Here is a 14,479-nt window from a genome sequence, read left to right on the forward strand (position 1 = left end):
GACTGTAGGCCCCCCCTCTCCGCGACCCCCCGGTTTTGCCGTCAGGTACCAAGTCCCACCTCAGTCGAGACTCAGTTTCTTGTCGTCCTCACACAATCGCCGACCCGGCCCCCTACGTGCGAGCCACCCCCATATGTGACGCACTTTCCGGGGTGGGTGGCACGGAAAGGGGTGGGTCGGCGAGAGTGGCGAAGGCGTTCGCGAGGTCGGCGAGGAGATCGTCGACGTTCTCGAGGCCGATGGACAGGCGAAGGACGTCGGCGGCGGGACGCGCCTCCGCGGGGACCGGGCGGTGCGTGAGCGCGGCGGGATGTTGGATGAGGGAGTCCACGCCGCCCAGTGACACCGCATGCGTGAAGAGGCGGGTCGCCCCGGCCACCGCCGCGGCCGCCGCATAACCGCCTCGGAGCCGCAGGGCGATCATCGCCCCCGGCCCGCGGAGCTGCCGTTCCAGGATGCCCCGCGGATCCCCGTCGAGCCCCGGATAGAAGACCTCGGCGACCTCGGGTCGATCGACCAGCCACTGCACGATGCGACGAGCACTCTCCTGCTGGTGCCGCACGCGGACCGGCAGGGTCGTGAGACCGCGGTGCAGCAGGTACGCGCCGAGCGGGTGCAGGAGCCCCCCGGTCACCGCACGCACGCGACGCAGCGCCTCCGCGGTCCTCTCGTCACAGGCGACGACGCCGGCGATGACATCACCGTGGCCGCCGAGGTATTTGGTGGCGCTGTGCAACGACATCGCCGCGCCGTGGTCGATCGGGTTCTGCAGCACGGGGGTCGCGAACGTGTTGTCGACCACCACCGGTACGCTCCCCGCCTGCCGCACGACCTCGGCGATGTCCGCGACATCGAGGGTCGGGTTCGCCGGCGTCTCCACGACGACGAGTCCGGTGTCGGCGCGCAGTGCGGCGGCGACCTCGTCGGGACGGCAGTACGTCGTCTCCACACCGAGCAGACCCGACCCCAGGAGGTGGTCGGTCCCTCCGTAGAGCGGACGCACCGCGACGACGTGCCGCGCCCCCGTGTCACCGGTGTGCGCGAGGATCACGGCGGTCATGGCCGCCATCCCGGAGCCGAAGGCGACGGCGGCTTCAGCGTGCTCCAGCTCGGCGAGGGCGTCCTCGAAGCGCGCGACCGTCGGGTTCCAGAGGCGGGCGTAGACCATGCTGCCGTCCTGCGGCGGACGACCTCCCGTGGCCATCGCCTCGTACGAGTCCCCGCCGCGCTCGACGTCCGGCAGCGGGTTGGTCGTGGAGAGGTCGATCGGCAGGGCGTGGACCCCGAGCGCCTCGAGGTCGGCTCGGCCGCTGTGGACGGCGACGGTGTCGGGATGCAGCGGTGCGGTCATCCCTCCACGGTGACCGAATCACGAGGTTCTCGCTGATCATCGACAGAACAGCTCGCCGAATCCGGGATTCTCGCTATTCTGTGCAACATCCGGTCGTACCGAGGAGGGCACGTTGGCGAAAGCGCAACTCGACGAGATCGACCTGGAGCTGCTCGCGGCCTTGAGCCGCGATGCGGCCGTGACCAACAAGGCGCTGGCCCACCGCCTCGGGCTCGCGGAGTCCACATGCGCACACCGCATCCGCGCGCTCCGAGACCGGGGAGTGATCCGCGATACGCGCGTCCGCCTCGACGGGTCCGCTCTGGGCTACCCGCTGCAGGCGATCATCAAGGTCCGGCTCGCTCACCACACCGGCCCCAAGGTCACGGCACTCTTCGACGCGCTCGTCGCGATCCCCCGGGTGCTCCAGGTGTTCCACGTCGCCGGGGTGGACGACTTCCTGGTGCACGTGGCCGTGCAGGATGCGACCGCCCTGCGCGACATCGTGCTCGAGCACATCACCATCCACCCCGTGGTGCGCGGCACCGAGACCCAGCTCGTGTTCGAGCTCCGCGACGGCACGGGTTTCCTCCCCCGCTGAACGAAGGGGCAGGATGGAGGGACGCCGTTGCAAAGGAGCACCATGAGCCGTCGTGCCACCCCCGCCACCGAAGCGATCCGCGGGATGAGGGACCTCCTCTTCACGCACGCCACGGACTACGACGCCGCGCGCCGCGAGTTCGCCTGGCCGGACCTGACCGCCTTCAACTTCGCGCTCGAGTGGTTCGACGTCGTCGCCGGCGAGAACCCCGATCGTCCGGCCGTGCAGATCGTCGAGGCCGACCTCAGCCTCCGGTCCTGGACGTACGGGGAGCTCTCCGCGCGCTCCGATCAGGTGGCCGCCTGGCTCCGCAGCCTCGGCATCGGCCGGGGCGACCACGTGATCGTCATGCTCAACAACACGATCGAGTTGTGGGAGGTGATGCTCGCGATCACCAAACTGGGCGCGGTGTCGATCCCGACCTCGACCCTGCTGTCGGCCTCCGACCTCGCGTACCGCATCGAGCATGGTCGGGCCGACGCCGTCGTCACGCTCGGCGCCCTCGCCGACCGCCTCGAAGGGATCGACCCCGCGGTCCTGCGCATCGGCGTCGGCGCATCGCTGCCTGCGGACTGGAAGCGGTTCGCGGACGCCGCCGCGACCACGGAGGAGTTCGTCCCGGACGGCCCGACGCCCGCCGGCGACACGGCTCTGCTGTACTTCACGTCGGGCACGACGAACCGCCCGAAGCTCGTGCAGCACACCCACGTCTCGTACCCCGTCGGCCACCTCTCCACGATGTGGTGGCTCGGGGTGCGCCCGGACGACGTGCACCTCAACATCTCCTCCCCGGGGTGGGCCAAGCACGCCTGGTCGAGCTTCTACTCCCCCTTCCTGGCCGAGGCGACCGTGTTCGTGTACAACTACGACCGCTTCGACGCGAACACGCTCATGGAGGTCATGGACACCCACCACGTCTCGACCTTCTGCGCCCCGCCCACGGTCTGGCGCATGCTCATCCAGGCCGACCTCTCCCGGCTCGCGCACCCTCCGCGGGAGCTCGTCGGCGCCGGCGAGCCGCTGAACCCCGAGGTCATCGACCGGGTGCGCGAGGCGTGGGGCGGCACGATTCGCGACGGCTTCGGTCAGACCGAGATGACGGCCTGCATCGGCAACTCCCCTGGCCAGACGGTCAAGGTCGGGTCGATGGGCCGTCCGCTGCCCGGCTACCCGGTCGTGCTGCTCGACCCGTCGACGGGCGAGGTCGTGGAGGACGAGGGCGAGATCGCGCTCGACCTCGCCCAGCCGCCGCTCGGCCTCATGGCGGGGTACTACGACGACCCGGAGAAGACCGCGGAGTCGCGGGCCGGGGGCTTCCACCACACCGGGGACATCGCCGTGCGCGACGCCGACGGCTACCTGACCTACATCGGACGCTCCGACGACGTGTTCAAGGCCTCCGACTACAAGATCTCGCCGTTCGAGCTCGAGTCCGTGCTGCTGGAGCACGACCTCGTGGTCGAAGCGGCCGTCATCCCCAGCCCCGACCCGACGCGCCTCGCGGTGCCGAAGGCGTACGTGTGCCTGACACCGGACGCGGGCGCGGACGAGGCCGCCGCCGCGCGCGCCGTGTTCGGCTACGCGCACGAACGGCTGTCCTCGCACCTGTGGGTGCGGATCATCGAGTTCGTGCCCGAGCTTCCGAAGACCATCTCCGGGAAGATCCGCCGCATCGAGCTGCGGGCACGCGAGAGCGCCCGCGTGGCGGCGGGCGACGAGGCGCGTCAGCACCGCGACCGCGACTACCGCTGAACGCTAGGAGACGACGGCGACCGGCGCCGTGGGCGTCGCGGTCGAGCCGGTCTTGAGCGTGGCCGTCGTCGTGGTCGCCGGCGCCGGCTTCACGCGCGCGGCCCGGCGTCGCGACTCGAAGCCGCCCGCCGTGAGCATCGCGCGCACGATCCCGCCGATCACGAGCATGCCCCCGAGCGACGCGCCCGCCGCGATCAGCGGAAGCCACTGATTCGCGAAGCTCGCGGTGAAGCTCATCAGCGCGCACACGATCCACAGTCCGACCGCGCCTCCCGCGAGCCCCCCGGCTCCACGGATGATCGCGATCGCGGCCACGATCGCGCAGACCGCGGCGAGCGCCGCACCCACGTATCCGATCGGTACCAGAATGGCGGCCAGATCTCTGGCCACTCCCAATGTCGTCATGACGACCCCCCGTCCGGCGGAACCCCTCCGCACCTTCGACATTAGAAGTGTCTCTCCGGAAGGCCATCCGTCTCAAGTCCGATCCGGGTCATCCTTCCGGTGGATATCGCGGATCAGCGCCGGACCGGCCACCGCAGCCGGCGCGGGCGCACGACGCGGACCGGGCGGGTGACGACCGCGTCGACCACCATCGAGCCGTCGGTGGGGCCGACGATCGCGATCGCGGAGGTCTCGGTGGCCTCGGTCGGGGCCACGGGCTGGGTCGCCAGCGCGCGATGCGCCTTGACGTAGGCCGGCACGAGGAGCACGATCGCGCCCACCCAGGCGAGCGGGTTGCTGAGGGCCACGCCGTCGAACCCGATCATCGCGCCGAGGACCACTGCGGCGACGACGCGCATCACGAGCTCGATCACGCCGGTGACGGTCGGCACCAGCGTGTGGCCGAGCCCCTGGAGTGCGCCGCGGAGCACGAAGAGCATGCCGAGCGCCCAGTAGCCGCAGCCGTTGATGATGAGCATGCGGTGCGCCATGGCGACGACGTCGTCCGAACCGTCACCGACGAACAGCCGGACCATCGGCGCGCCGAACGCGATGAGCAGCCCGCCGAGGACGATCGCCGCGGCGACCGCCATCCAGGTGGCCTCGACCACGCCGCGCCGGATGCGGTCGGGGCGACGGCCGCCGTGGTTCTGCGCCGCGTACATCGACACGGCGAGCCCGAGCGAGGAGAGCAGGGCGACCGCCAGGCTGTCGACCCGCGACGCCGTCGTGTACGCGGCGACGGCGTCAGCTCCGAGCGTGTTGAGGGCGACCTGCACCGTGAGGGTCCCGATCGCGATGATCGAGGCCTGGAAGCCCATGGGGAGGCCGAGGCGCAGGTGGTCGGCGATGTCCGTGCGGGAGATGCGCCAGTCCGAACGACGCAGGTGCAGCATGGGCAGCCGCCGGCGCACGAACTCCAGGCAGAGGATCACCGACACGGCCTGTGCGACGACGGTCGCGAGCGCGGCCCCGGCGACGCCCCACTCCAGCGGACCGACCATGAGCACGACGAGGCCGACGTTGAGCGCGCAGGAGACCGTGAGGAACACCAGCGGGGTCTTCGAGTCGCCGATGGCGCGGATGATGGCGGAGAGGTAGTTGAAGAACATCGTCGCGCCCGCGCCGAGGAAGCTGATCTGCGTGAACACCGTCGCCTCGGCCATGAGCTCGGGCGGCGTCTGCAGCAGCGTCAGGATCGGCCCCGCGATGAGCGGCGCGACCACCGTGAGGACCACGCTCGTGATGCCGCTGAGGAGCACACCCGTCGCGACCGAGCGGCGCACGGCGGCGTCGTCGCGCGCACCGAAGGCCTGGGCGATGGGGATCGCGAAACCGCTCGTCAGACCCCAGGCGAAGCCGAGGAGGAGGAAGAGCAGGCTGCCCGTCGCGCCGACGGCGGCGAGCGACTGGACGCCGAGGTGTCGTCCGACGACGATCGCGTCGGCGAACTGATAGAGCTGCTGCACGACGTTGCCGAGCAGGAGCGGGATCGAGAAGGCGAGGATGACGCGCCACGGACGGCCCGTGGTGAGGGTGGTGGCCATGAAGGAAGGGGCTCGCAGGGAAGGAGGGATGGATCGGGGGTGCGCTTAGTTTATCGAATCGTTTCGGGCGAAGGGAACACGCGAATGCCGAAATGCCGGTCCACGCCCGTCGATTTCGGCCTGGCACATCCCGGTGGTTACTCTGCATCAGTCGACGACGACCGGAGGAGAAGAGCGTGACGAAGCAAGACACGGGGGCCATCCGCCAGGGGCAGACCGGAGCCGGAGGCGAGGAGCACCTGCGGCGCGCGCTCAGCAATCGGCATATCCAGCTGCTCGCGATCGGCGGGGCGATCGGCACGGGCCTGTTCATGGGCAGCGGCAAGACGATCTCGGTCGCCGGCCCCTCCGTGATCTTCGTCTACATGATCATCGGGTTCATGCTGTTCTTCGTCATGCGGGCGATGGGCGAGCTGCTGCTGTCGAACCTCAAGTACAAGTCGTTCAGCGACTTCGCGAGCGACCTCCTCGGCCCCTGGGCGGGCTTCTTCACCGGCTGGACGTACTGGTTCTGCTGGGTGGTCACGGGCGTGGCCGACGTGATCGCGATCGCCGGGTACACCGACGCCCTGATCCCCGGCGTCCCGCTGTGGATCCCGGGTCTCCTCGTGGTCGTGATCCTCCTGGCGCTCAACCTGCCCACCGTCGCCGCCTTCGGCGAGATGGAGTTCTGGTTCGCACTCATCAAGATCGTCGCGATCGTGGCGCTCATCGTCACCGGTCTCGTCATGATCCTCACCGGCTTCTCCCACGACGCCGGCACCGCGAGCTTCTCGAACCTGTGGGAGCACGGCGGCATGTTCCCGCACGGCTTCCTCGGATTCGTCGCCGGCTTCCAGATCGCGGTGTTCGCGTTCGTCGGGATCGAGCTCGTCGGCACCGCCGCCGCGGAGACCAAGGACCCGGAGCGCAACCTCCCGAAGGCCATCAACGCCATCCCGATCCGGGTCCTGCTGTTCTACGTGGGCGCGCTCATCATCCTCATGGCCGTCACGCCGTGGACCGAGTACGTCGCCGGTGAGAGCCCCTTCATCGCGATGTTCGCCCTCGCCGGACTCGGCATCGCCGCCACCGTCGTCAACCTCGTGGTGCTCACCTCGGCGATGTCCAGCGCGAACTCCGGCATCTACTCCACGTCGCGCATGGTGTTCGGCCTGGCGCAGGACGGCGACGCCCCCCGGTTCTTCGGCCGGCTCTCCAAGCGCCGCGTGCCGCAGAACGCGCTGTTCCTGTCCTGCATCCTGCTGCTGTCCGGCGTCGTGCTGCTCTACGCGGGCAAGGACATCGGCACGGCGTTCGAGATGGTCACCACCGTGTCGGCCGTGTGCTTCATGTTCGTGTGGACGATCTTCCTCTGCAGCTACCTCGTGTACCGGCGCCGGCGTCCGGAGAAGGCGGCGACCTCGGCGTTCAAGATGCCGGGCGGCGTGTTCATGGTGTTCGTCGTGCTCGCGTTCTTCCTGTTCATCCTCTGGGCGCTGACCACCCAGCCGGACACCCTGATCGCGCTGCTCGTGACGCCGATCTGGTTCGCGATCCTCATCGTGGCGTGGCTGTTCGTCCGGAAGTCGCCGCACCACCTGGAGCGTCACGCCGCGCACATCGCCTACCTGCGCGACGACACGATCCCGGCCGACTGAGGCGTCAGGCCACCGACTCGAGGGTCGCGGGCCCGGTGGCCGCGACCTTCGGCGCGAAGACACGAGGGCGGAGCGCGAGGAACAGCAGCACCATGCCGGCGGCGAGCAGCATGTGCCCGACGCCCGCGATGCCGGCGATCATCTTCGTGGAGTCCTGCCCGAGCACCGTGAGGCAGCCGTGCCAGACGAGCATCGCGGAGGTCAGCACGAGACCGGCGGTGTAGGTCCAGAAGAACCAGCCGAACAGGCGGCTCTCGGAGAGCGCGAATGCCTTCTCCAAGAGCATCACCACGAGGAAGACGACGAAGCCCAGCACGAGCAGATGCGTGTGCACGAGTCCGAGCTGCGTCGGCGCCCCCTCGGGGAAGCCGTTGATCTTGGTGAACTCGCGGTAGAAGAGTCCGGAGGCGACGCCCACCAGCATGGAGGCGAACGCGGCGGTGAAGAGCCTGCGCATGGGAGTCCTTTCTGTCTGCCTCCAGCCTCGCCGGGGAGCCGTCGCCGCGGATCCATCGAACGGTGGAGACCGCGGGCGTCAGAGCAGACCGGACTCCCTGGCGATCGCGACCGCCTTCGCGCGGCTGTCGGCCCCGAGCTTCTCGAAGACGTGCACGAGGTGGGTCTTCACCGTCGCCTCCGTGACGAACAGCGCCTTCGCGATCTCCCGGTTGGAGGCCCCGGTGTCGAGCAGCCGCAGCACGTCGAGCTCGCGCCCCGTGAGCTGCACCCGCGGGGCACGGAGGGCCCGCCCGACGCGCGCCGTGAGCTCCGGCGTCAGCGCCTGCCCGCCCGACGCGGCCTGTCGCACGGCACGGACGATGTCCTCCGGGTCGATGTCCTTGAGCAGATACCCCGCCGCCCCCGCCTCGATCGCGCCGAGGATCTGGGCGTCGCGGTCGAACGTCGTGAGGATGAGCACCGCCGGCGCCGGGTCGAGCGCCCGGAGCGCCGCCGTCGTCTGCACGCCGTCCATCCCCGCCCCCAGACGCAGATCGCAGAGCACGACGTCGGGACGCAGGTGCCGCGCGAGCACGACCGCCTCCTCCCCCGACGCCGCCTCGCCCACGACCTCGGCGTCGTCGCGGCGGTCGAACAGCGAACGCACGCCGGCCCGCACGATCGGGTGATCGTCGACGAGGAGGATGCGCACCGGGGTCACGACCGTCCTCCGAGCGGCAGGTGGGCGGAGAGCGCGGTGCCGTCGCCGGGGGCGCTCTCCACGTCGAGACCGCCGCCGAGCTCGCGCAGTCGGGCGCGCATCGCCCGCAGACCGTAGCCGCCGCCGGGCCCCGCCGACTCCAGCCGGGACGGATCGAAGCCGCGGCCGTCGTCGACCACGTCCAGCCGCACGGCGTCGCCGGCGTCCGCGAGGGTCACCACCACCCGGGTCGCGGCGGCATGGCTGCGCACGTTGGCGAGTGCGGACTGCGCCGTCCGCAGCAGGGCGACCTCGGCGTCGAGGCCGAGTGCGGGGAGTTCCTCGTCGGCGTGGAGGGTGGCCGCGATCCCGGTCTCGGCGGTCAGGCGCTCGAGCATCCGGGCGAGGGCGTCGCTCAACGCGGAACCGTCGAGCTCGGCGGGCATGAGGTCGTCCACGATGCGCCGGGCGTCGGCGAGCCCTTCCGCGGCGAGCGCCCCGATCTGCCCGAGCGCCTGCTCCCGACCGTCCTCGTGCTCGGCCGCCGACCGCGCCAGCAGGACGATGGACGACAGGCTCTGGGCGACCGTGTCGTGGATGTCGCGGGACACCCTGGTGCGCTCGGCGGCGGCGCCGGACTCCCGTTGGGTCCGGGCGAGCTCGTCCTGGAGGGCCGCCATCTCCTGCTGCGTCGCGACGAGGGAGGCGATGAGCCGCCGCCGCTCGCGCCCGTCGCGGACCAGTTCCAGGTAGCCGCGGGAGATCCCGAGGGCGAAGATGCCACCCACGAGCGGTCCGATGACGTTCGCGTAGGTGGTCGTTCCGGTGTGCAGCAGCGGCGCGACGATCACGACGGCGAGGACGAGGAGGCTCAGCGGTACGGCCCATCGCAGCCGCAACAGGAAGCCGGCGAGCAACCACAGCGAGAACGCGAGCCAGACGAATTCCGGCGACAGCGCCACCGCCCCCAGCCAGATGGCCGTGAGCCCCAGCAGCCAGCCGGCGGCGAGCGCGCGGTCGTCCGTGCGGGAGGAGAGCAGGAGTCCGCCGCCGTACCAGCCGAGGAAGGCGAGGGCGGTCGCGAGCAGCCACGGCACCGGGATCCCGTCGGCGAGGGAGCGCACGACGCCGACGACGGTGAGCACGACGGTGATGACGGCCTGGCCGATGCGGAGCGACGTGACCAGGCGCCCCCAGGAGCGCGTGCGCGCTCCCGTCCGCCCTCCGGGGAGGTCGGGCTCGGCGGTGTCTCCGGTCGGCATGCTGACATTCTCGTCCGCCGGGCCACAGTCCGCCTCCATCGTTCGGTCGAGCCGGTTCGAATCGCCCGATTGGCGGCATCCGGCCCGGATTTGGGACCAATCAGGCGACTCGAACGGAGGTATCGTGGGGCCGATGTCGACACCGCACCCGTTCCCGGCGACGATCGCGGCGGCCGTCGACCACGAGCTCGTCATCCGGAAGTCGCGCTTCCTCACGCACGTCGCACCGGTGTCGACGGTGGCCGAGGCGGAGGCCGTCATCGCGGCGATCCGGAAGCGCGCCTGGGACGCGAACCACAACTGCACCGCGATGGTGACCGGCCTGCACGGGGATCAGGCGCGGTCCTCGGATGACGGCGAGCCCTCCGGCACGGCCGGCGTCCCGATGCTCGAGGTCCTGCGGCGTCGCGGCCTCACGGACGTCGTGGCGGTGGTGACCCGGTACTTCGGCGGGGTGAAGCTCGGGGCGGGCGGCCTCATCCGCGCCTACTCCACCGCCGTGTCCGAGACGCTCGATCGTGCTTCACTCGTCCGTCGCGAGGCGCTCACCCAGGCGACCGTCGAGGTCCCGCACGCCGACGCCGGCCGCTACGACAACCTGCTCCGCGACTGGGCGGCGTCGCACGGGGCCACGCTCGGCACTCCGACCTACGGGGCCTCCGCGCACCTCGAGCTGTGGGTGCCCGCCGCCGCGCTGCCGCGTCTGACCGCCGACCTCGCCGCCGCGTCCGGGGGCGCCGTCGCCCCGGTGGCCGGGATCGAGCGGATCGTCGACGTCGCGGACTGAGGCTCCCGGCGGCCGCACACCGTCCGCCGGATATCCTGGACGCCGCGGTCGCGGAAGGAGAGCGATGTTCGACAGTCCGCTCTCGGCCTCGCCGTACGAGGTCCTCGGCGTGGATCCGGCCGTCGACGACGCCGAGCTCCGGCGGGCGTATCGGCTGCGGCTGCGGCAGACCCACCCCGACACCGGCGGCGACGCGGCCGTGTTCATCCAGGTCCAGCGCGCCTGGGAGCTCATCGGTACTGCGGAGGACCGTGCCGCGTACGACCGCCGCGCGGGCCTGACCGACGACGGCGGCGAGTGGAGCGGCTGGCGCCCCCAGACCGTGCGCACCGACACCCGGCCGCGCGCCCGCTCCTACGGACACCCCGGGGGCTGGCGGCGAGAGCGCTACCTCTCCCTCATCCGCGAGTGGGCGGGCCACGGGGTCGAGGTCCCCGATCCGTACGCCCCGGCTCTGGTCCGTGCGGCCCCGCGCGAACTCCGGCGGCTGCTCGCCGATGCGCTCGCGGAGGAGGCCACGGCCCGCACGGTCTCCGACCTCGGCATGGGCTTCACGGTCTGGCACGACGTCGCCGCCGGGCAGACCCCGGAGGACAAGCTCGACCACGTCGTGCTCAGCCCCTCCGGCCTCTACGGCATCATGTCCGAGGACTTCGGCGGGGTCGTGGGCTTTCGCCGCGGGGAGATCACCGGTCCGAGCCTCGGCACCCGCGCCCCGGTCACGGCGGCTCTCGCCCGGATGCGCGCGGTGGCGAAGGCCGCGAAGGTGAAGTTCGGCGGCGCGATCGTGGTGCTCCCCGACGACGACCTCGCCCAAGCCGTCACCCCGCTCGGCAGCAGCCGCGGCGTCCCGGTCGTGGTGGTCCGACGCAGCGCGCTGGCGATGGTGCTGCGGCAGGGCGTCCCCGGGGCGCGGGCCATCGGGGGCAACGAGCTGTTCGACGTCCGCACCCGTCTCCAGCAGACGGTCCGCTTCGTCTGAAGGCTGCGACGCGCCCGGCATCCCAGCATGCTCTTTTGAATCACTCAAAACACGTGTAGAGTCGAGGACATGGAGACGGAACTCGACTCGGCGTTGCGCGACGCCGGGCTGCGTGCGACTGCGGGCCGCGTCGCCGTCCTCGAGGCTCTCGGCTCCATGGCCCACACGGATGCGGAGCGGGTCTACCGCGCCGTGTCCGACGTGCTTCCGACCACGTCGATCCAGTCGGTGCACAACATCCTCGCGGACCTGACGACGGCGGGCCTCATCCGCCGGATCGAACCGGCAGGATCCGCGGCGCTGTACGAACGGCGCATCGACGACAACCACCACCACATCGTCTGCACCTCCTGCGGTGCAGTCGGCGATGTGGACTGCGTCGTCGGCGAGGCGCCGTGTCTCACCCCGTCCTCGACGGGGGGCTTCACCGTGCAGACAGCTGAAGTCACCTTCTGGGGCCTCTGCCCCAGCTGCCAGAACGCCGCGTAGGCGCATCCACCGATCCCCTCCCCGAGGGTCCGTTCGGCATGTCCGCGCGGAGAAGGAGAAGACCATGACCAACCCCACCGACGCGGGCCGTCCGGCCACGACGACGCAGGCCGGAGCGCCGATCGCGAGCGACACCCATTCGCTGACCGTGGGCCCCGACGGCCCCACCGCGCTGCACGACCACTACCTGGTCGAGAAGCTCGCCTCCTTCAACCGCGAGCGCGTGCCGGAGCGCAACCCGCACGCCAAGGGCGGCGGCGCGTTCGGCGAGTTCGTCGTCACCGAGGACGTCTCGAAGTACACCCGTGCGGCCGTGTTCCAGCCGGGCGCCACCTCGGAGACCCTCCTCCGCTTCTCCTCCGTCGCCGGTGAGCAGGGCTCGCCCGACACCTGGCGCGACGTGCGCGGGTTCTCGCTGCGCTTCTACACGACCGAGGGCAACCTCGACATCGTCGGCAACAACACCCCGACGTTCTTCCTCCGCGACGCCATCAAGTTCCCGGACTTCATCCACTCGCAGAAGCGCCTCGGCGACTCCGGTCTGCGCGACGCGGACATGCAGTGGGACTTCTGGACCCTCTCGCCCGAGAGCGCGCACCAGGTCACCTACCTCATGGGCGAGCGCGGACTCCCCCGCAGCTGGCGTCACATGAACGGCTACGGCTCGCACACCTACTCCTGGATCAACGCCGAGGGCGAGGTGTTCTGGGTCAAGTACCACTTCATCTCCCACCAGGGCGTCGAGGCGATGAGCCCGGAGGAGGCCGAGCAGCTGGCCGGTTCCGACGCGGACCACTACCGTCGCGACCTGTTCCAGTCGATCGACGGCGGCGACTTCCCGAAGTGGGACCTGTACGTGCAGATCATGCCGTACGACGAGGCGAAGGACTACCGCTTCAACCCGTTCGACCTCACCAAGACGATCTCGAAGAAGGACTACCCGCGCATCAAGGTCGGCACGCTGACCCTGAACCGCAACCCGGAGAACTTCTTCGCGCAGATCGAGCAGGCCGGCTTCGCGCCCGGGAACCAGGTGCCCGGTACCGGCATCTCCCCCGACAAGATGCTCATGGGCCGGATGTTCGCCTACCCGGACGCCCAGCGTCACCGCATCGGCGCGAACTACAACCAGCTGCCGGTGAACCAGCCGCACGCCGCCGAGACCCGCAACTACCAGCACGAGGGCTCGATGCGGTACCAGTACAACGACGCCGCGCACCGCACCTACCAGCCGAACTCCTTCGGGACCCCCGGTGGCCCCGAGGCCGACCCGGCCAAGGGCATCGAGGTGAACTGGTCGGCGGACGGCGAGCTCACCCGCTCCGCCGCGACGCTGCACGCCGAGGACGACGACTTCGGTCAGGCCGGCACGCTGTACCGCGAGGTCTTCGACGGCCCGCAGCGCGCCCGCTTCCTGGAGGTGCTGACCGGTCAGGGCCGTTCGATCACGGTCGACGCCATCCGCGAGCGCTTCTTCCAGTACTGGACGAACGTCGACGCCGAGCTCGGCGCCGCTCTCCGCGACCGCGTCTGACCCGAGACCCCGGGTTCTCCTCGAAACCCCCTCCCCGCGACACTGCGGGGAGGGGGTTTCGGCGTGTAACCGGGGTCTCTGCGTCGACGTCAGGGCCAAGATGGAGGGGTGGCTGTTTCCCTCTCCGACCTCACCGAGATGCCCGCCCCGCAGCACGTCTACGCGGCGGACGGCACACGACTGGCGACGTACACGTGGGGGGAGCTCGACGCCCCCGTCGTGGTGACCGTGCACGGCTTCGCCTCCGGCGCCCGCGACAACTGGGTGCTGACGGGCTGGGTGCGGGAGCTGACCAGGGCCGGGTTCCGCGTGCTCGCACTCGACCAGCGGGGCCACGGGCAGAGCGACAAGCCGCATGAGTCCGACGCCTACGCCATCCGCAACCTCGTGACCGACGTCGAGACCGTCATGGACACGTACCTCGTCGACGACGCGTTCTACCTCGGCTACTCCCTCGGCGCGCGGGTGGGGTGGGAAGTGGCCCGTGAGCTCCCGCATCGGATCGGCCGGGCGGTCCTGGGCGGTGTTCCCGATGGCATCCCCCTCGCGCGTCTCGACCTCGACCAGGTGCGCGCGTACATCGCGGACGGCACCTCGGTGGAGGACCGCACGACGCAGAACTACATCGCGCTGACCGAGCGGGTGCCCGGGAACGATCTGCGTGCGCTCGTCGCGCTGGCTGAGGGGCTGCGGGGCTCCGGCACGATCGACCCCGATCCCGCGGACGCCCCGGTCGTGCCGCTGCTGTTCGCGACGGGGTCCAAGGACGCGATCATCGAGGGCTCCCGGGCACTGGCCGCGGCGGCTCCCGATGCCCGCTTCGTCGAGCTCCCGAACCGCCACCACTTCAACGCCCCCGGCTCCCGCGACTTCAAGGAGGCCGCGCTCGCGTTCTTCGCCGAGTCCTGAGCCCGCCGAGACCCCGTCTTCGCGCCGAGACCCCCTCCCGCACGCGTGTGCAGGAGGGGGTCTC

14 protein-coding genes are annotated in these 14,479 nt (G+C 70.7%); 8 read left to right on the top strand and 6 right to left on the bottom strand.

The window, feature by feature from the left end; all coding sequences use genetic code 11:
* Positions 1 to 112 precede the first annotated feature (112 nt).
* Positions 113 to 1,351, bottom strand: a complete 1,239-nt coding sequence (locus tag AB0310_RS09490; RefSeq protein ID WP_366237098.1) for a trans-sulfuration enzyme family protein — start codon at positions 1,349 to 1,351, stop codon at positions 113 to 115.
* A 112-nt stretch (positions 1,352 to 1,463) separates the two neighbouring features.
* Between AB0310_RS09490 and AB0310_RS09495 the strand changes: the two genes are divergently transcribed.
* Together AB0310_RS09495 and AB0310_RS09500 are read left to right on the top strand one after the other, a co-directional pair.
* On the top strand, positions 1,464 to 1,931 hold the full coding sequence (locus AB0310_RS09495) for an Lrp/AsnC family transcriptional regulator (RefSeq protein WP_366237099.1): 468 nt from the start codon (positions 1,464 to 1,466) through the stop codon (positions 1,929 to 1,931).
* A gap of 42 nt (positions 1,932 to 1,973) precedes the next feature.
* Complete coding sequence (locus tag AB0310_RS09500; RefSeq protein ID WP_366237100.1) at positions 1,974 to 3,683, top strand: AMP-binding protein; 1,710 nt, start codon at positions 1,974 to 1,976, stop codon at positions 3,681 to 3,683.
* A gap of 3 nt (positions 3,684 to 3,686) precedes the next feature.
* Here AB0310_RS09500 and AB0310_RS09505 read toward each other — a convergent pair whose 3' ends face one another.
* Both AB0310_RS09505 and AB0310_RS09510 read right to left on the bottom strand, forming a co-directional pair.
* Positions 3,687 to 4,088 (bottom strand): hypothetical protein, encoded by a 402-nt coding sequence (locus AB0310_RS09505; RefSeq protein ID WP_187662715.1) that lies wholly within the window; start codon positions 4,086 to 4,088, stop codon positions 3,687 to 3,689.
* 113 nt (positions 4,089 to 4,201) lie between these two features.
* Positions 4,202 to 5,674: an MATE family efflux transporter gene (locus tag AB0310_RS09510; RefSeq protein WP_259952644.1), complete on the bottom strand. Its 1,473-nt coding sequence runs from the start codon at positions 5,672 to 5,674 to the stop codon at positions 4,202 to 4,204.
* A 176-nt stretch (positions 5,675 to 5,850) separates the two neighbouring features.
* Here AB0310_RS09510 and cycA point away from each other — a divergent pair, with 176 nt between their 5' ends.
* Entirely contained in the window at positions 5,851 to 7,314 is a 1,464-nt protein-coding gene (gene cycA / locus AB0310_RS09515) for a D-serine/D-alanine/glycine transporter (protein ID WP_259952645.1), read from the top strand.
* Positions 7,315 to 7,318: 4 nt separating this feature from the next.
* Here the strand turns inward: cycA and AB0310_RS09520 are convergent, their stop codons facing one another.
* The 3 genes from AB0310_RS09520 to AB0310_RS09530 form a co-directional block, all read right to left on the bottom strand.
* The gene (locus AB0310_RS09520) at positions 7,319 to 7,771 is read right to left on the bottom strand and encodes a DUF2871 domain-containing protein (RefSeq protein WP_187662717.1); all 453 of its coding nucleotides are present in this window, start codon (positions 7,769 to 7,771) and stop codon (positions 7,319 to 7,321) included.
* A gap of 78 nt (positions 7,772 to 7,849) precedes the next feature.
* Positions 7,850 to 8,473, bottom strand: coding sequence for a response regulator (locus AB0310_RS09525; protein ID WP_025102775.1), 624 nt, complete (start codon positions 8,471 to 8,473; stop codon positions 7,850 to 7,852).
* Positions 8,470 to 9,714: a sensor histidine kinase gene (locus AB0310_RS09530; RefSeq protein ID WP_366237101.1), complete on the bottom strand. Its 1,245-nt coding sequence runs from the start codon at positions 9,712 to 9,714 to the stop codon at positions 8,470 to 8,472. The genes AB0310_RS09525 and AB0310_RS09530 overlap by 4 nt, the downstream gene beginning before the upstream one ends.
* 133 nt (positions 9,715 to 9,847) lie before the next feature.
* Here AB0310_RS09530 and AB0310_RS09535 point away from each other — a divergent pair, with 133 nt between their 5' ends.
* From AB0310_RS09535 to AB0310_RS09555, 5 genes are all read left to right on the top strand, one after another.
* On the top strand, positions 9,848 to 10,501 hold the full coding sequence (locus AB0310_RS09535) for an IMPACT family protein (protein WP_268776908.1): 654 nt from the start codon (positions 9,848 to 9,850) through the stop codon (positions 10,499 to 10,501).
* Between the two features lie 64 nt (positions 10,502 to 10,565).
* Positions 10,566 to 11,483, top strand: coding sequence for a J domain-containing protein (locus AB0310_RS09540; protein WP_187662720.1), 918 nt, complete (start codon positions 10,566 to 10,568; stop codon positions 11,481 to 11,483).
* Positions 11,484 to 11,552: 69 nt separating this feature from the next.
* Positions 11,553 to 11,972, top strand: a complete 420-nt coding sequence (locus AB0310_RS09545; protein ID WP_187662721.1) for a Fur family transcriptional regulator — start codon at positions 11,553 to 11,555, stop codon at positions 11,970 to 11,972.
* 64 nt (positions 11,973 to 12,036) lie between these two features.
* Positions 12,037 to 13,506 carry a catalase gene (locus tag AB0310_RS09550; protein ID WP_136052327.1) on the top strand — a complete coding sequence of 490 codons (1,470 nt, stop codon included), beginning with the start codon at positions 12,037 to 12,039 and terminating at the stop codon, positions 13,504 to 13,506.
* Between the two features lie 108 nt (positions 13,507 to 13,614).
* Positions 13,615 to 14,415: an alpha/beta fold hydrolase gene (locus tag AB0310_RS09555; protein WP_366237102.1), complete on the top strand. Its 801-nt coding sequence runs from the start codon at positions 13,615 to 13,617 to the stop codon at positions 14,413 to 14,415.
* Positions 14,416 to 14,479 lie beyond the last annotated feature (64 nt).

Origin of the sequence: Microbacterium meiriae (assembly GCF_040702565.1) — a bacterium.
GTDB classification, from domain to species: domain Bacteria; phylum Actinomycetota; class Actinomycetes; order Actinomycetales; family Microbacteriaceae; genus Microbacterium; species Microbacterium meiriae.